The organism is Candidatus Palauibacter sp., assembly GCF_965222475.1.
GTDB lineage: Bacteria > Gemmatimonadota > Gemmatimonadetes > Palauibacterales > Palauibacteraceae > Palauibacter.
In genome coordinates, this window is the sequence record NZ_CBDCUB010000007.1 from 617,711 (window position 1) to 634,984 (window position 17,274).

General features: G+C 68.1%; 10 protein-coding genes. 3 read left to right on the forward strand and 7 right to left on the reverse strand.

The features are described from left to right. Positions 1 to 342, reverse strand: coding sequence for an MGMT family protein (locus ACOQPP_RS14695; protein WP_419167922.1), 342 nt, complete (start codon positions 340 to 342; stop codon positions 1 to 3). Positions 343 to 356: 14 nt separating this feature from the next. Continuing rightward, positions 357 to 683, reverse strand: a complete 327-nt coding sequence (locus tag ACOQPP_RS14700; RefSeq protein ID WP_419167921.1) for a helix-hairpin-helix domain-containing protein — start codon at positions 681 to 683, stop codon at positions 357 to 359. Positions 684 to 825: 142 nt separating this feature from the next. Here ACOQPP_RS14700 and ACOQPP_RS14705 point away from each other — a divergent pair, with 142 nt between their 5' ends. Both ACOQPP_RS14705 and ACOQPP_RS14710 read left to right on the forward strand, forming a co-directional pair. Beyond that, complete coding sequence (locus ACOQPP_RS14705) at positions 826 to 2,736, forward strand: CocE/NonD family hydrolase (protein ID WP_419167920.1); 1,911 nt, start codon at positions 826 to 828, stop codon at positions 2,734 to 2,736. After that, positions 2,733 to 3,200: a hypothetical protein gene (locus ACOQPP_RS14710; RefSeq protein ID WP_419167919.1), complete on the forward strand. Its 468-nt coding sequence runs from the start codon at positions 2,733 to 2,735 to the stop codon at positions 3,198 to 3,200. The genes ACOQPP_RS14705 and ACOQPP_RS14710 overlap by 4 nt, the downstream gene beginning before the upstream one ends. A gap of 28 nt (positions 3,201 to 3,228) precedes the next feature. Here ACOQPP_RS14710 and ACOQPP_RS14715 read toward each other — a convergent pair whose 3' ends face one another. Both ACOQPP_RS14715 and ACOQPP_RS14720 read right to left on the reverse strand, forming a co-directional pair. Further along, positions 3,229 to 7,263: a leucine-rich repeat domain-containing protein gene (locus ACOQPP_RS14715; protein WP_419167918.1), complete on the reverse strand. Its 4,035-nt coding sequence runs from the start codon at positions 7,261 to 7,263 to the stop codon at positions 3,229 to 3,231. Between the two features lie 5 nt (positions 7,264 to 7,268). Beyond that, a complete protein-coding gene (locus ACOQPP_RS14720; protein ID WP_420636803.1) occupies positions 7,269 to 10,775 on the reverse strand; it encodes a leucine-rich repeat domain-containing protein in 3,507 nt (1,168 codons plus the stop codon). Positions 10,776 to 10,897: 122 nt separating this feature from the next. On the opposite strand from ACOQPP_RS14720, the gene ACOQPP_RS14725 reads away from it, so the two are divergent. Then, positions 10,898 to 12,028: a trans-sulfuration enzyme family protein gene (locus ACOQPP_RS14725; protein WP_419167916.1), complete on the forward strand. Its 1,131-nt coding sequence runs from the start codon at positions 10,898 to 10,900 to the stop codon at positions 12,026 to 12,028. Between the two features lie 31 nt (positions 12,029 to 12,059). Here the strand turns inward: ACOQPP_RS14725 and ACOQPP_RS14730 are convergent, their stop codons facing one another. From ACOQPP_RS14730 to ACOQPP_RS14740, 3 genes are read right to left on the reverse strand one after another with little or no spacing between them, the layout of a single operon-like run. Further along, positions 12,060 to 15,740, reverse strand: a complete 3,681-nt coding sequence (locus tag ACOQPP_RS14730) for a 2Fe-2S iron-sulfur cluster-binding protein (protein ID WP_420636804.1) — start codon at positions 15,738 to 15,740, stop codon at positions 12,060 to 12,062. Next, positions 15,737 to 15,979 (reverse strand): sarcosine oxidase subunit delta, encoded by a 243-nt coding sequence (locus ACOQPP_RS14735; protein ID WP_419167914.1) that lies wholly within the window; start codon positions 15,977 to 15,979, stop codon positions 15,737 to 15,739. The genes ACOQPP_RS14730 and ACOQPP_RS14735 overlap by 4 nt, the downstream gene beginning before the upstream one ends. A gap of 18 nt (positions 15,980 to 15,997) precedes the next feature. Continuing rightward, complete coding sequence (locus ACOQPP_RS14740; RefSeq protein ID WP_419167913.1) at positions 15,998 to 17,230, reverse strand: FAD-dependent oxidoreductase; 1,233 nt, start codon at positions 17,228 to 17,230, stop codon at positions 15,998 to 16,000. Between the last annotated feature and the right edge of the window lie 44 nt (positions 17,231 to 17,274).

A 17,274-nucleotide genomic window follows, 5' to 3' on the forward strand; every position in this document is an offset into this window, starting at 1 on the left:
TCAGGAGCCCTCGCCAGCCGGGCCGGCCGGGGCCTCCTCCCCGTCCCAGCGGAAGCGTTCCAGCGGAATCCGCCCCTGCGCGTCGAACACCACCCCCTCCGCGGCCAGCAGCCGATACTGAAGCGCCTCGGAGAAGGCGTCCGCGCGGGAACTGATCTCGCCCCGCGCGTTGATGACCCGGTGCCAGGGGAGCGGCCGATCCGCCATGTGCAGCGCGTACCCGACGAGACGGGCCTGTCCCCCGAGCCCGGCCAGTCGCGCGACCTGCCCGTAGGTCGCCACGCGGCCCGCGGGGATCCGCGCGACGACGTCGAAGATGCGCCGGTGGGCGTCCGAAGCCATCGCCGACCCGCCCGTCAGCCGTGCGCGGGTGGTCGTTCGTGCGCGGGTGGCCGTTCGTTCGCGTGAACGCGGTCCTTCCAGTTCCACCACTTGCGGAGTTCGAGGTCGGGCCCGGCGGTCTCCGCGAAGTAGACGGCGCAGCGGAAGACGTAGAGCACGCAGCGGTCGATATGCCGTCTTCGCTGCGAGCACAGGTTCTCGTAGAGCTCGTTCGGGTCGCATCCCTCGAGGTCGCTCACGCGCTCGATCCCGAGGCCCGAGAGGTCGGCCGCAATACTGGGCCCGACGCCGGGAATCCTCTGCAGAGCCCTGGTGCCGGTCTCATCTCGCAAGTGCCTCATCCCTCCTTCGTTTCGGCTCCGTTCGCTTCTCGTCACGACGTTCGTTCCGCGGGTCTTGATCGCCCGGCGACCCTACCGGCGCTTCGGGGAGTCGTCCGGTATGTTGTCGACGAGGCGGATGAATCTCCTGAGGAGGGGCCCGATGGACAAACCGCACCGCATCCGGACGCGACTGATCGCCACGGGGCTCGTGGCGGCGCCGTTCTTCGGTGCGTGCGGCCCGCCGCCCGACGATTCGGAGCCTCCGGCGTCGGAAGCTCTCCAACACTTCGCGGCGGATTCGGCCGACCCCTACACCCGCCCCGAGGCGCGCTTCGAGGTCCGGGTCGAGAAGGACCTGATGATCCCCATGCGGGACGGGGTCCGGCTGGCCACCGATCTCTACATGCCCGTCGGGGCCTCCGAAGAGGGGGATCCGCTCCCCGTCGTCCTCATCCGGCTGCCCTACAACAAGGAGACCTACAGCGGCGGCGCGATCGGGCCCGCGGGGTTCTTCGCCGGCCAGGGCTACGCCGTGGTCGTGCAGGACGTGCGCGGCAAGTACGCCTCGGAAGGCGATTACCTCCTCTCCGCAGCGGACCGCCTCGACGGCTACGACGCCGTCGAATGGGCCGCCAACCAGCCCTGGTCGAACGGCAAAGTGGGCACGTTCGGGTGCTCCTATCTCGGCGAGAACCAGACCCAACTCATGACCCAGCGGCACCCGGCGCACGCCGCCGCGATCCCGCTCGCCGCCGGGGGCTCGGTCGGTTCGGCCGGCGACCGCTACGGGTACTTCGGTATCTTCGAGGGCGGGACGTTCGGTCTCTCCGCCAGCTTCGGCTGGTTCCGGGGCAACGGACGGAAGCGGCCCGGCGGTGAGCCCGCCCCTCCCGTGGAGGCGTTCGCGGCGCTCCGGGAACTGCCCACGATCGACCTCATGCGGAACTACGGTCCCCCAGACCGCGACACGGACTGGGAAGAGATCCTGAGCACGCCGCTCGCCGACGAGTGGTGGGACCAGCTCGGCTATCTACGCGACGACGACCGCTTCGACACGCCGGCGCTGCACGTCAACTCGTGGTACGACCTCGGGGCCAACGAGACGCTGCAGCAGTGGCGCATGATGCAGGACGACGCGGAGAGCGACCGCGGCGGGGCGCACCAGTTCGCCATCCTCTCCCCGACGTCGCACTGCATGTCCGAGCGGGCCACGGAACAGACCATCGTCGGCGAGATCGATTTCGGCGACGCCCGCCTGCCGTACTGGTCGCTCTATCTCGCCTGGTTCGACTACTGGCTCAAGGGCGAGGAGAACGGGATCACGGAGATCCCGAAGATCCACTACTACGTGATGGGCCGGAACGAGTGGGCCGCGGCGGATACGTGGCCGCCCCCCGGGGCCGAGGCGACGCGCTTCTATCTCCGCAGCGGCGGGGACGCGAACTCGAGGTTCGGCGACGGGGCGCTCAGCGCGGAGCCGCCCAGCGACGAGCCGCCGGACGTGTTCGTCTACGACCCCGGGGACCCCGTCCCCTCGCGCGGCGGGTCGGTCTGCTGCACCGGGAACCCCGCCGACCAGCCGGGCGCCTACGACCAGTCGGACATCGAGGAGCGCGAGGACGTGCTCGTCTACACGGGCGATCCGGTCGGCGAGGACGGGCTCGAGATCGCGGGTCCGCTCGAGGCGCGACTCTACGCGAGTTCGAGCGCTCCGGACACCGACTTCACCGTGAAGCTCCTTGACGTCCACACCGACGGGCGGGCGATCAACATCGTCGAGGGCATCAAGCGGGCGCGGTATCGCGACGGATACGAGGCGCCCTCGATGATGGAGGAGGGTGAGGTATACGAGGTCCGCGTCGATCTCCACTCGGTGGCGCACTGGTTCGCTCCCGGCCACCGCGTGCGGATCGAAGTCTCCAGTTCCAACTTCCCCCGGTTCGACCGCAACCTGAACACGGGCGGCAACAACTACGACGAGACCGAATGGGATATCGCCGAAAACACAGTTCATCACGCCGCCGACTACGCATCGCACATCGTCCTGCCGATCATGGAGAGAATCCCATGAGCCCTACCGGGCCCCAGACTTCGGGGCTCCGTCCCGACCTCGATGAGGCGGTCGAGACCTGGTCCCGCATGGGCGATGCCTCGCTGCTCCGCGGCGTGGCGGCCGTGATCCTTGGGTTCGCCGTGCTGACGTTCGGCTCGGTACTCACGGGCCGGTTGCTGATGTCGACCCTCGGCGTCGGGCCCGGGACGGCGCCGGACACCGCCTTCATCGTCGCGAGTCTGGGAACGCGCCTCGTGATCACCGTTCTGGCGGGCTTTCTCACCGCCCTGGCCGCGCCCCGGGCACCCAGGGTCCATGCCGGAGTCCTGGGCGCGATTCTCGTCTTCTTCAGCCTCGCCTCGCTTGCCGGCCTCTCGTCGTCGGGTGAAGCCTACGGGCCGACATGGTATCCCGTCGTGATGCTCGTCATGGGTCCCGTGGGCGTCCTTGCCGGCGGTAGCCTCCGAAAGAGGAACCGCTAACGACCGACGCCGGCTGCCGGCGGCAGGTTCACCGACGCCTGGCTGGCAAATCAGGCAGCCCGCGGCTTGTCAGCACTTCAAGGCCCTGCTCCCCGGCAGCGGCGGCCACATCGTGGCCACCCTCGTAGCGCGCGGATCCGGCCAGGGCCCCGGTCGCAGCGATGGCGCGGTCCCCGGCCGCGTCGCCAGCCGGCAGATCCGTCAGGAACGCACGAACCTGCCCCGTCGACCGATCGCGAAGGATGGCGGCCGGACGTTCGGTCTTCTCGTCCAGGATCGCCGTTCCGCCCGGTCCGGAGAGCACGATGCTCGCCAGCGAACCCCTCCACGAGGGTTGTACGGGGAGGGTAAACACGAACGACGCCACACCCTCCCCGGCGGCGACCTCCGCCATATCGAAGTCAAGCCGGAACAATTCCCCGCCATCCGCAGCATGCCCCGATACCTGGTATTGACCACCTGTACGGGGCAGCGAGGGTGGAGCCTTGACGACGAAGGCCGACTCCAGGAACGGCGCCCCCCGTTCGTCGACTCCACCCCATAACAGGAGCGCGTTGGTAGGGGCGGCAACTCCCGCCGCAACCTCGCCCTCGTTCTTGAGGCGAGACCGAAGCGCCTTGGTGAAGTGATACTCACTGATCCACTTCGGCGGACCACAGTCGGACATCAGATCCGGCGTACCCGGGTCGATCAGCTTGCCGTCGCGGAAGTCGTATCCCCAGGCGCCGATCGATCCATCGATGTAGGGGAACGCCGGATCCACCCGGCCGGCCGACCCGCATGGCGCATGGCCCAGGCTCATATTGTGCCCGAACTGGTTCGCTATCACCCAGGGATCCGCGACGGAGAAACTCGCGGGGAAAACCGTATAGGCGGCACCGGTACCAATCGTACTCCCCGCCATGGTGCCCAGGTAGTAACCGCTCTCGCCCTCCATGGTCCGAATCACGTTCGTCATGACCGTCAGGTCGACCGCGTTGTTCGTCAGCACTACGAGCGGCTCGTGCACCGACACGTCCAAGTCTCGCACAGGAAGCAGGGTCCGCGCGGCCCAGAACAGATCGTCTTCCCCCGCGAGCGTGGCCGTCCTGTCCAGGATCGAGGAGTCCGGGGCTGCGAGGTACAGGAACGGGATCACCGTCAGGTCCATGGCCGGCATCCGTTCGACGTCCACCGGAACGCGGCCCCTTTCGGGGATACGCTTCGTCAGATGGACTTCAGGGCCCAGCGTCTGCTCGGGGTCGATGTCGATCACCATTTCCAGACCGGGCCGGATCACCGACCCGGGAATCTCTGCGTTGGCCGAGAGTTCAAGCGACCCCTCCTTCATCTCCGTCGGGATTGCGCCGGCCCCACCCGGAATCTTCGCCAGGTATGTCTCCACACCATCGACATAGAACCGGGCCTCCACCGGCGGGATGGTCTCCATCCCCTGGTCCGGCGCGGTGACGAACACCCGGAGCAGCGCGGGCTCATCCGCGACCAGCGCGACGGGGAACGCCAGCGACTGGATCGCCTGCGTCAGGTAAGCGTTCGATCCCGCGCACCGGGGCAAGCCTTCCGCGCCCGTCCCCTGAAGCCAGTCCAGCAAGGCCGCATCCGACGGGGTACAGAGCTCGGTATGGCTCACACGGAGTTCGTCGAGGCCCGTCAGGGCTGCGAGGCTTGGCGGCAGCGGGCCGGAAAGCGTCCGATTGTTCGCGAGGTCGAGCCGCTCGAGGTTCACGAGCTTGCCGAGTTCCTTCGGCACAGAGCCCGACAGGTGGTCGCCGCGAAGGATGAGTCCCCTGAGGCTGCCGAGGTTACCCAGTTCGGGCGGGATGGATTGCCCGAACGGGTTCTCGCTCAGGTCCAGAACCTCCAGGCTCGCAAGCTCGCCGAGTTCCGGCGGAAGGCTGTCGAGGCGGTTCCCCCGGAGGTTCAGCACTTCCAGGCGGGAGAGACGGCCCAGTTCCACAGGGATCGGACCCGAGAGCTGCCCGACGAGGCCTCGGCGTGGCTCGGGATCATGGCTCAAGTCGAGGACTCTGAGATTGGACAGCTTCCCGAATTGAGGGGGAATGGAGCCAAAAAGGTCATTGCCGCCGAGATCCAGTACTTCAAGTTGGGAAAAACCACCGAATTGCACAGGAATGAAGGTAAACCCTCCCAGGCCGCTGAGATCCAGCACCCTCAGCCGGGAGAGATCGACGAAGGTGTGAAGCGTCACGGCGAATCGGATTGGGTTGTCGCTCAGATCCAGCACTTCAAGCTTCGACAGTTCGCCGAGTTCGGGCCAGTAACCCCGCAGCAGATTTCCGGAGAGTCGTAGCTCCAGGAGGTTCGCGAGACTCCCCAATTCCAGGGGGATCTTGCCCGACAAGCGATTGTTGTCGATAGAGAGGCGCGTGAGCTCGTTCAAGTCGCCCAGTTCCGGCGGGAGCTCGCCCTCGAGGTTGTTATTGTCGAGCGCCAGGTGGGAAAGGTGCGAGAGATGGCCGATTTCGGCGGGGAGTTCACCCTCGAGATTGTTGTCATCGAGCGTGAGTCCGACGATGCGTCCGTCCGCATCCACTTCGACCCCGTACCATTCCTCTGGTGGGGCGTCGTCCAGCCAATTGTCGCTCCGGGTCCAGCCCTCGCCTCCGGTGGCGCGGTAGAGTGCGGCGAGGGCGGAACGATAGGAAAGCGACGTACATTCCTCTCCAGTTCCGGTGTGCGACGGAAGGCCCGAGATCCAGTCCCGAAACGACGCGTCGGGCGGCGTACATAGATCCGTCTCCGCGTACCGGAACACCCGAAGTGGAAGCTTGACCATCGAAGCGGGCAGCGGTCCCGAGAGCGCGTTACGGCCGAGACGCAGTCTCGATAAATGGCGGAGACGCCACAGGTCCGGCGGAATCCGGCCCGTAAGGCCATTGTTGCTCAAGTCCAGTCCCGTGACCCGCCCGAGGGTGTCGGTGGTCACGCCGTACCACTCGTCAAGTGCTGCTACGGCATGCAGTCGTCCGCCCGGGCCCACGTTCATCCACCACCACTCAACGCCTTGCCAGCCCTCGGCGTGCGTCCACTCCTCGCCACTCGTGGACTCGTATGTCGACAGGAGCACACGTGCGTCCGCGGAGTTGCAGAAGGGCCCATTGTAATCGATGATTCCGATATTGACTTGACTAGCATCGATGTCTTTGGCCCATTCGATGAAGTCCGCCGTCCCCGGGGCACAAAGGCCATCGTTCTCCGGAAACCAGAAGAAGGCCAGGTTCATCTCCAGGAAGCTCCGGGGGATAGCGCCCGTGAGGTCGTTCCAGGCGAGCCAGAGATACCGCAGCCGCAGGAGTCTTCCGAGTTCGGGTGGGATGGAGCCGCTCAGCGCATTCCCCTCGAGTCCTAGAGACGTAAGGCTGGTCAGATTGCCGATCTCGGGCGGGATGAGGCCCATCAGCCGATTACGGCTCAGGTAAAGAGATGCAAGGTTGGTCAAGTTGCCGATTTCGGGCGGGATGGAGCCACCAAGCCCGTTGTCTCCCAGGTTGAGGGACGTGAGGCCGGTAAGATTCCCGATTTCGGGCGGGATGGAGCCAACAAGTCTGTTGCCTCCCAGGCTGAGGGACGTGAGGCTGGTCAGATTCCCGAGTTCGGGCGGGATGGAGCCACTTAGTGCATTGCGGCCGAGTTCCAGAGACGTGAGGCTCGTCAGATTTCCGATCTCGGGGGGGATGGAGCCGGCCAACTGATTCCTCCAGAGTATCAGCCGCTCAACCCGGCCCGCGTGGTTGATCGCCACGCCGTACCATTCCCGGAGCGGTGCGTCGGTGAGCCATTTGTCGTTTCTGCTCCAGCTGGGGCCGGCCGTCGCCCTGTACAGGGCCACGAGCGCGTCTCGGTCGGAGTCGGCGTTCGTTGCAGTGAGGCCGGCGCTCGTCGAGGCCAGATCCGCTGTGGGCCGCTCGCCCGAACCCGCCGGCGCGACGGGATCGTCGGCACAGGAGAGCGCGGCGATACAGGCAAGGAAGGCCCCAGCCAGCACTCGGTCTGATTTGGCGCTCGACACCGTGGCACGTTGCCCTCGCCCGAAGGTCTTCACGCCGTTCACCGGTCCCAGTCCACCTCGCGGGGCAAGCCGCGGCTAATGAGAACGGTGAGGTCCGACGCGGGCGTGCCGCCAAAATGGGCCGCGAGGAGCGCGTTGTCGCGAAGCATGGCGGCATGAGAGTCCTCTGGAACGGCCGCCGCCGGCAGATCGCGAAGGATCGCGCGTACCTGCCCGGTCGACGAATCACGGAGGATCACCGTCGGTCGATCGGAATTCTCGTCCAGTGTGACGCTTCCGCCCGGCCCTGAAAGAGTGAGGCTTGCAAGCGAGTCGCTCCACCCGGGTTCGACCGGAAGCACGAAGGCGAAGCCTGATCCCCCCTCCCGGCCGGCCACTCGCGGCAGGTCGAAATCCAGCGAGAACAGCGCCGAGCCCGCGGCGGTGCTACCGGTCAGCCTGTAGTCCCCGCCCGCTTCCGGCAGCCACGCCGGGGCGTTGACGACGAATGACGGCTCGAGGTGTAGCGCGCCCGTCACCTCGACTCTGCCCCACACGAGAAGCCCGCGGGAAGGGCCGCGGACGGTCGCGGCACCCGCAACGCGGGCTTCCATTGCGGCCAGGCGGGAGTTGAAGGCGCGCGTGAAGTGATATCCGCTTATCCACCCGGGTTCACAGTTGGACATCAAGTCGTGTGTGTGCGGCGCAACGAGTGCGGCATCGCGGCGATCGTACCCCCAGTCCCCGATCCATCCCTCCGCGTTCGGGAAGGCGCGACTGGACCATTTGACCTCCCCCCCGCACGGGGCTTCGTAGAGTCCTAGGTTGGATCCCAATTGTTGCGCGATCACCCAGGGATCGAGGACCGCGTAGCTCGACCATCCATCCCGGGAGGCTGTTCCGGGCGGCCCATCGGTTGGTCCCGCCATCGTAGCCATGTAGTGGCCCGTGCCGCCCTCGATCCGGCGAATGGTCGCGGCTTCCCATGCCAAATCCCAGGTACGGTTGGTAAGGGTTGTGACCGGCTCGTGCACCGCAGGTTCGAATTCCCCGACCGGCAACAACGTCTGCACGGCCCAGAAGACGTCATCCCGCGCGGAGAGGTTCGCGGTCAGATCCAGTATCGACGAGTCCGGTGCTGCCCGGAACAGGAATGGGATCACCGTGAGTTCAAGCGGGGAAAGGGCACTCACGTCGATGTTCAGGCGACCCGTTTCCGGAAGGCGCGCCGCCACGTCGAGGCGACCTTCAAGTGTTCGGTCGGGATCGATCTCGAGTACGAGTCCCAGACCGGGCTGGATCACCCAGCCGGGGATCTCGGCGTTGACGGATGTCTCCAGCGATCCTTCATCGACCTCGGCCGGGATCACATCCGCACCTGCCATAATGTCCCGCGTCAAGATCTCCGTGTCCCCATGGTAGAGTCGGGCGCGTATCGGGGGCATCGTCTCGCCGGAGACATTCGGAGAGGCCACGAACACTCGGAGCAGCGCGGGCTCACCCGCGACCAGGGGCACGGGGACGGAGAGCGATTGCACCGCCTGCATCAGGTAGGCGTTGAGTCCCGCACACAAGGGCGTCTCCTCTGCGCCCTTACCTGCGAGCCAGTCGACGAATGCCGAGCCTCGAGGCACGCACAGGCCGGTATCGCTCAACCCGAGTTCTTCGAGCGTCCGAAGGGAAGTCAGACTCAGCGGCAGCGGACGTGTGAGGCCCGGGTTCCCCTCCAGGTCCAGCCGCTCCAGCCTCCCGAGTTCGCCGAGTTCCGTCGGCAGCTCACCCGACAGTTCGTTCTGCGAAAGCAGCAGTTCCCGGAGAGCCGACAAATCCCCGAACTCGCGTGGAATCGCGTACCGCAGGCGGTTCCCGCTCAGGTTCAATATCTCCAGATTCGACAGGCGGCCCAGTTGGGCCGGTAGGGCGTGCTCGAGACCGGGAAGCGGGTACGCGAGGGAAGGTCGCATTCCGCTCAAGTCCAGCACTCTCAGCGCGGAGAGGTTCCCGAGTTCGGCCGGAATTGCGCCCACCAGGCGGTTTCCGCTCAAGTTCAGCACTCGCGCGCGCTGTAGATTCCCGAGTCCCTCCGGTATGTGACCGTATAGGTCGTTGTCGCTCAGATCCAATAGTTGCAGGGTCGACAGGTCCCCCAAGTCGGGTACGCCGGTCGAAAGCCGGTTCCGCCCGAGCTTCAGTTCGACTACGCCCTTGAGCCCGTCGAGTCCCCACAACCGGTCCACCAGTCCGTTGTCTGTCAGGTCAAGCGTGTGGACCCGACCAAGGGAGTCGACGGTCACACCGAACCAGTCCTTCAGATCGGCTCCCGCGCCGACCTCCTGCCAGCCTACGATCCCTTCAAGCCACCCGGTCGAATTCGTCCAGTTCTTGCCGCCCGCCCCCGAGTACAGCAGCTCCAGAGCCCGCACATCCTCACCGTTGCAGAAAGGGCCCGCGTAGGGGACCCGCCCCGGCGACGAAGGAGGGCGTTGACGAATCGACTTCGCCCACTCGATGAAATTGGTCGTGCCGGGCGCGCAGAGGTCGTCGTTCCTCCCGAACCGGAATTCGAGGAGATCGAGCGAGAGAAAGGTGCCGGGAACGCCACCCGTCAAGCGATTCGACGATACTGCCAGCCTGGTCAGGTCCGGGAGCCCGCCGAGTCCGGATGGGAGAAGTCCCGACAGACGATTCCAGGAGAGATCCAGTTCCCTCAGCCTGTGAAGGTCCCCGATCTGATCGGGGATGAACTCCGTAAGGCGATTCCGGGACAGGTTCAGGTGGGTCAGATTACGGAGACTTCCCAACTCGGTCGGAATCGCGCCGGTAAGGCGATTCTCGGAGAGATCCACCGTGCGCAGCTTCTTGAGGCCGGTCACTTCCGGAGGGAGTGCCCCCTCGAGGCTGTTATCCCGGAGCAGCAGCACCTCCAGGTTCGGGAGATTGCCGAGTTCAACCGGAACCGGGCCGTACAGCGCGTTTTGTCCCAGGCTCAGTTCGACGACCTGCCCCGCGCTGTCCACCCGGATGCCTTGCCAGCGTGCGAGTGGGGCATCGGTCGACCAGTTGTCCCTGCGGATCCAGTTCGGCCCGTCCGTGGCCACGTAGAACGCCTCGAGTGCCTCCCGATCCGACTCCGCGCTCGTCACGAGCACCGTAGCGCTTCCCGAAGCCGCCCCAACCGAGGCATTTACTGTCGCCGAACCGTAGCCGATCGCCGTAACCAGTCCCTGCCCATCGACGGTCACGACCACCGCATCCGTACTCGACCATCTCACGGTCACCCCGGACATGATCCGTCCGTCCTGATCGCGGACGGTCGCCTCCAGGCTCACGGTGTCACCTAGCGTCGACAGCCGGGCCGTGGGAGGGTCGACTGACAGGGAGGTCGGACGCGGAACTTCGGCCGGTTCGGTGGTGCTCTCCGCGCACGAGATGGCCGTCACGACCGCCGCGACGGCAGTGACGACCGTCCGACCTGCCGATTGGCGCCCGGATCTGCGCGGGCGTCCGCGCCGTGCGGGATCTGCGGTAGCGATCTCTGATCCTCCTTCCGGGGCACCGGCCACCATTAAAACGCGCAGTTCATCCCGAAACTGACAGTTCCAACTTGCCAGACTGAGTCGCCGTAGCGGACCATCCTCGTCGTCGGCAGGTTCGAGGACGGACTGTGCATGCAGGGAGGGGACTACACATGAGACCCGAGACGCTGGCCGTGAAGGCAGGGCTGGAACCGGACGGCGCCAGCAAGGCGATCGCCCCTCCGATCACGCTCTCGACCACGTTCGAGCGCGGGGAGGACGGGTCGTACCCGGGAGGGTTCGACTACTCGCGTTCGGGGAACCCGAACCGGAAGGCGCTGGAGGTGGCGCTGGCGGCACTCGAGGGCGGTCCGGAGGCGGTCGCCTTCCCCTCCGGGATGGCGGCGACCTTCTCCGTCATCTTCTCCCTCTCTCCGGGAGATCATGTGGTGGCGGCGGATGACGCCTACTACGGCACCGGCGTCCTCCTGCGGGAGCAGTTCGCGGAGCGGGGCATCGAGGCGACGTGCGTCGATATGACGGAACTCGGCGCGGTGCGGGCCGCCATGCGTCCGAACACGCGGCTGGTGTGGATGGAGACGCCATCCAACCCGCTGATCCGGGTCTCCGACATCGAGGCCATCGCCGGGATTGCGCGGGACGGCGGTGCGCTCTCGTGCTGCGACAACACGTGGGCGACGCCGCTCCTGCAACGGCCGCTGGAACTCGGCGCGGATCTCGTCATGCACTCGACGACGAAGTACTTCGGCGGCCACAGCGACGTGACCGGCGGTGGGGTCATCGTCCGCGAGCCGGGAGAAATGCTCGACGCGCTGCGAAAGATCCAGAAGGACGGGGGGTTGATCCCGTCACCCTTCGACGCCTGGCTTACGCGACGCGGACTCGAGTCGCTCGCGCCGCGGATGGCCATGCACTGCGCCAACGCGCTCGAGCTCGCCCGGTTTCTCGATGTGCACCCCGGTGTGGAGCGGGTCCACTATCCGGGCCTTGAGGACGACCCCGGACACGCGCTCGCCTCGCGGCAGATGTCCGACTTCGGGGGGATGCTGGCGTTCGATGTCGTGGGCGGACGGGAAGAGGCGTTCGCGGTCGCGGCCGCGGTTAAGATCATCGCTCGAGCCACGAGCCTCGGCGGGACGCACTCCCTGATCGAACACCGGGCCTCGGTCGAGGGGCCGGCGACACGCGCCCCGGAGAACCTCCTCCGCATGTCCGTCGGCCTCGAACACCCCGAGGATCTCAAGGAGGACCTGGCCCGGGCCCTCGCCCACGCCGTCCGCTAGAGACCACCGAGAACGTTCCCGCGGGAACGTTTCAGCTGTCGAGTCCGCGAACCCGATCGGTGAAGACCCGCTCGCCGGCCGGCCGCAGGCCCTCGAGGTGGGCGGACCCGAGTAGTGCCTCGACGAGAGGCTGGCCGTAGCCCCGGCTGAAGGCGATCAGGACGAGGTCCTCGCGCCACGTAACGAGCTGGCAGGGGACTTGCAGGATTGGCCCCTGCGTCAGGAAGGGACGGGAGCGTGCGGGATCGAACAGGTCGAGGTCCGTGACGCACTCGAGCACGGCGGGCGCCGCGTCGCCGACGATGGCGAGCCAGCAGTGGGAGTCGGTCGTGTCCGTGTAGTGCGGCCTTGTCGGCGGAGAGGGTGGCGCGACGGGACCGACGTGCCACAGCGAGGCCTGTGTCCGGTTCATGCGGTTGACCATGATCCCGGCTTCGACCGTGGCCTCCCCCGGGTTGGGCGGCACGTCGAGGCCGAACGGCCGCACGGTCTGGATGTCGCGCCCCTGGACGTCCCAGCGCGCCCGGTGGCTGAGGTCGATCAAGCTGGTCCGGCCCGGGGCGTCCTCGCTCGCCCGGTCCGATTCGTAGTCGAGCACGACATCCCGGCCGGCCCGGCGCTCGACGCGCGAGGGCACGGCGTCGAAGCGGACCGGCGACCGCCGGCGGGCCCGGGGCGCAGCGGCGGACGGTGGGCGGCCTGGTCCGGCCGCGGCGGCCGGCCCGCCAGCTTCGGCGCGGAGCCGTTCGCCCTTCGGATCGTAGAAGTGGGGCGGCACTACGGTCGCCTTCGATCGCACAGCCCGCGAACCGAGTGACTCGTACAGGTCGAGCGTCCCGCCGCGCTTCGCCAGCCGGTCTTCGACGAGGGCCAGGCCGTACTGCCAGCCCAGCGTCTCGCTGAGGCGCGTCGTGCACACGAACCCGGCGATGCGGTCGCCGTCCACCACGATCGCGCCGTCCTCGGGACAGTGTCCGGCGCGGCGGCCAGCCTGACCGTCGGCGCCGTCCATCCGGAGCCCGACGAGCTTGAGCCTCCCGTCCTGTTTCTCGCAGGCGCGGAGCGCCGCGGCGCCCACCTTCCGGGAGACCGTATCCTCGCGGTCCCAGATCCATCCCATGCCGATGTCGAGGAGCGTCACGCGCTGTTCGGACTCCGTACCGATGATGACGTGTCCCTTCTCGGCCCGCAGGCAGTTCTGCGCTTCCAGCCCGAACGGCCGGATCCCGAACTCCGCCCCGGCCTCCCACAGCAGGTCCCAGACGTATCGGGCCGTGCTCGCGTCCACGTGGAGTTCGTAGGACAGTTCGCCCACGAACCCGAGCCGCAGGCAGCGGGCCGCCACGCCGTCGCCGACCTCGATCTGCCGGTAGCCCAGATAGGGGAAGGCGTCATTCGACAGATCCGCGCTCGTGATCTTCTCGAGTACCCGCCGCGCGTTGGGTCCCGCCACGTTGATCGAGGCCAGGGCGTCGGTGAGGTTGACGAGGTTGAAGTCCCATCCGTCGTACCGCGTGTGGAAGCGGAACCACTCGACGGTCGACCCCGCCCGGTTGGAACTGGTCGTGAAGTAGAACTCGTCCTCTCCGGTGCGCACCACGACGCCGTCGTCAACGATGTTGCCGGTGTCGTTACACATCGCCGAGTAGGTGCAGCGGCCGGGCCGGGCCCGGCTCATGTCGGAGATGTAGACGCGCTGGAGGGCCCGCATGGCGTCGGGTCCCCAGAGCCTGAACTTCCCGAGCGGAGAACTGTCCAGGAGCCCGACGTTCCCCCGCACGTTGCGGATCTCCTCGAGGCACCGGGGGTCCGGGCTGAAGTACCGTGCGCGTTTCCAGGGCCCCGCCCGCCGGAAGATGGCCCCGCGGGAGGCCAGGTCGTCGTGCAGCGGCGTCCGCTTCCAGACGTCATGGTTCGGTCCGGCGAGCGTCGCCAGTGACGGCGGGATGACCGGCGGCCGCACCGTAGTCGCCGCGAAGTCGCCGACGGGCCGCCCGGCGATCTCCGCCATCGCCATGGCCAGGTTCTGGCCGGGCGCCCGGTACTGCCCCGGGCCGAGGCCGAAATTGCCGTAGCGCTTGGCGAGCTCGGGCACGTCGAAGCCGAGGGCGGCGCACTGGGCCGCGTTCTTCCAGGTGCCGTCCTCGTCGAAGTCGATGAACGCCTTGCGGCCCGGTGCGAGATGCGGTCCGGTGATCGGTCCGCGGACGATGGACGCGCCCCGGGCGGGCCCGGGCCGGTCGGCGAGAGCGGCGCGCGCGCGGGCCAGCGGATCCGCGACGTCCAGGCCGCAGGCCGCGGCCGCCTCCAGCCCCGCGAGGCGGCCCGAGCACTTGAGGGCATCGAGGTCGGTGAGCCGCAGGAGCCCGCCCGCGGCGAACACGTCGGGCGGGAGGCGCTCGAGTTCGAAGGTCCGGGTGTGGTCGCCGTGCCGGAAGCGCGCGCCGGCGCACGAGAGGACGCCGATGTCCGGCTGTCGTCCCGCGCTCGCCACGAGCAGGTCGCACGCGACTCGCATCGAGTCGCCCATCGAAGAGCCCGGCGCACCGCCGCCCGCTCCCAGGGCGCCCCGCACCCGGCCCCACCCGCGCGCGCGGCTCGCCGCCCACCCCGGCCGGAAGTCGATCCCCGCCGCCGCCAGGGCATCCACCAGGGCCGCGTCGTGGCCCTCGCGCCGGGCGTCCGCGACCACGCGCACCCTCACGCCCAGCGCCGCGAGGTCGAGCGCGGCCTCGAGCCCCAGGTCGTCCCCGACGCTGAACGCGGCCGCTTCGCCGGGCCGCACCCCGTAGCTCCGCGCGAGCCGGATCGCCGTATCGACCTGCACCACGCCCGGGCGGTCGTTGTGCTCAAAGGCGAGCGGGCGCTCGATCGAGCCCGTCGCGACGACCACCGCTCGCGCCCGGCACTCCCAGTGCGTCTCGTCGAACGGCGCCTCCGGCCCCCCGGTCTGGAAGCCCGTGAGCAGGTTCTCGCCCCAGATCCCCGTCACGGGAGCGTGCGACAAGACGCGCACCGACTCCATGCGCCCGAGCCGCTCGAGCAGGTCCGTCGTCTCCCCGGCGAGCGGGCGCCCCTCGCCCACGCGCCAGTCGAGGTGCCCCCCCAGCCACGGCCGGCGCTCGAACAGGCACACCCGCAGACCGAGCCGCCCCGCCTCGAGCGCCGCGGACATGCCGGCCGGGCCCCCGCCGACTACGGCCACGTCCGCGTTCAGGTAGCGCTCGGCGCGCTCCCCCCGGTCCCCGCCGTCCGGCAGGTCGAGACGCAGCACCCCCAGACCCGCCAGCCCGCGCATGCGTTCCTGGAAGAACCGGGCGGCCCAGGCGGGCCGGTGAAACAGCCGGTAGTAGAACCCCGCCGGCATGAGCCCATCCAGCCGGTCCAGAAACCCGAACACGTCGAACCGCGGGTCCCCGCGCACGTTCTGGGCCCCGACCACCATCCCCTCGCGGAGCGGCGTCGTCCCCGCCGGCCGGTTCGGGATCCCGTCGATCGACACGAGCTGGCTCGACCCCTCCCCCTCCAGGTCGTACAGCCCGCGCGGCCGGTGGTACTCGAAGCTCCGCCCGAAGGTGCGCACCCCCGCGGCCCACAGCGCCGAGGCCACCGTATCCCCCTCGAACCCCCCGAGCCGTCGCCCGCACCAGCGAAAGTGAAGCGGCCGCGCCCGATCGATCCGTTGCGTGGGGAAGGGAGGGAGCCGGTTCACCGCGGCTCCTCGCGGTTCGTGGCCGGGTTGCGCCGGGTCGAGAACCAGACGCCGCACCCCGCTCCGTGATACCACCATTCCTCGCGCGGTCCCGGCCGGTTCATGCGGAACTGCGACCAGCGGAGGTGCGCTTCGGCCGGCACGTCATCCGCCGGCCGCGGACCCCGCTCCGGTCCCCCGTACGTGAACTCGTACACGTCGCGCTTCCCGCATACCGGGCACGTCAACCGGAACGTCACGACTTCAGACCCACCGCGTCAGTCCCACTGTCCGTACTTCATGGCGGTGGCCGTCTCCCCCATGTACCGGTTCTCGAGGAAGCGGCGGAGCGCGAACGGTCGCAGGATCTCCGGCGCCTCCTCCCGCGCCATGAACTCGGCCATGTACTTCCCCGCCACCGGCCCCGACTTGAACCCGAAGTATCCCCACCCCACATCCAGATAGAGGCCCTCATACGCGAAGTTGCCGTCCAGAATCGGGGCCATGTCCGGCGTCATGTCGGCGAGCCCCGCCCAGATACGCAGGAAGCGGACGCCCTTCAGGCATGGCATGAAGTCGACCAGCGCCTCGGCCTGGTGCTTGAAGTAGCGCGCCGTGACGTCCGTCGTGTAGTTGACCTGCGGGTCCATGTGCGCGCCCGTCGCGATCTCCCCCTTCAACGTCTGGCTCGCGTAGACGTGGTAGGCGCCCGAACTCACGACGTGGTGCAGGAACGGCTTCAGCGGCTGCGTCACCATGGCTTGAATCGTGAGCGGGTTCACCGGCAGTTCGATGTCCAGCATCGCCGCGAGCGCCGGCCCGTATCCGCCCGCCATGATCCCCAGCTTCCGGCAGCCGATCGGCCCCGCGTTCGTCCGCACCCCCGTCACCCGCCCGCCCTCCACGTCGATCCCCTGGACCTCCACCCCCTGGTGGATCTCCGCTCCGTGCCGGCTGGCCCCACGCGCGAGTCCCCATACCACGGCGTCGTGCCGTACCACGCCGCCCGGCGGGTGATACATGCCCCCCTGGATCGGATGCGCGGGCCGGTCCGACACGTCCAGGGCGGGGAGCAACTCCTTGCACTGCCGGGGGTCGAACAACTCCGAGCGCACGCCGCAGAAATTCGCCGTATTGATGGCGAGCCGGAACGAGGCCACCGCCGCCTCGCTGTGGGCGAGGTTGAGGTTGCCGCAGTTGTAGAACATGAGGTTGAAGTCGAGTTCGTCCGTGAGGATCGGCCACAGCTTCAGGCCCTCGTCGTGGAGCCGGACGTTCTCCTGCGTACGCTGGTTCGCCCGCACGATGGCGGTGTTCCGGCCCGACCCCCCGAACCCGATGTACTGGCTCTCGAGGACGGCGATGTCGCGGACGCCGTGGGCCTTCGCGAGGTAGTAGGCGGTGGCGAGCCCGTGGATGCCCCCGCCGATGATCACCACGTCGTAGTGGCGTCGGAGCGGCCTCTCCTCCCACAGGCGTCCCGAGCGGAGGAACCCCGGGGCGATGCCCAATCTCAGCGCCCCCAGCGGGGGTGCGGCCGGCGCAGGCTCAGCGG

Bases quoted from the DNA above. Each gene is read 5' to 3' on its own strand.
- ACOQPP_RS14695 (WP_419167922.1), bottom strand. From the start codon at position 342: ATGGCTTCGGACGCCCACCGGCGCATCTTCGACGTCGTCGCGCGGATC.
- ACOQPP_RS14700 (WP_419167921.1), bottom strand. From the start codon at position 683: ATGAGGCACTTGCGAGATGAGACCGGCACCAGGGCTCTGCAGAGGATT.
- ACOQPP_RS14705 (WP_419167920.1), top strand. From the start codon at position 826: ATGGACAAACCGCACCGCATCCGGACGCGACTGATCGCCACGGGGCTC.
- ACOQPP_RS14710 (WP_419167919.1), top strand. From the start codon at position 2,733: ATGAGCCCTACCGGGCCCCAGACTTCGGGGCTCCGTCCCGACCTCGAT.
- ACOQPP_RS14720 (WP_420636803.1), bottom strand. From the start codon at position 10,775: ATGGTGGCCGGTGCCCCGGAAGGAGGATCAGAGATCGCTACCGCAGAT.
- ACOQPP_RS14725 (WP_419167916.1), top strand. From the start codon at position 10,898: ATGAGACCCGAGACGCTGGCCGTGAAGGCAGGGCTGGAACCGGACGGC.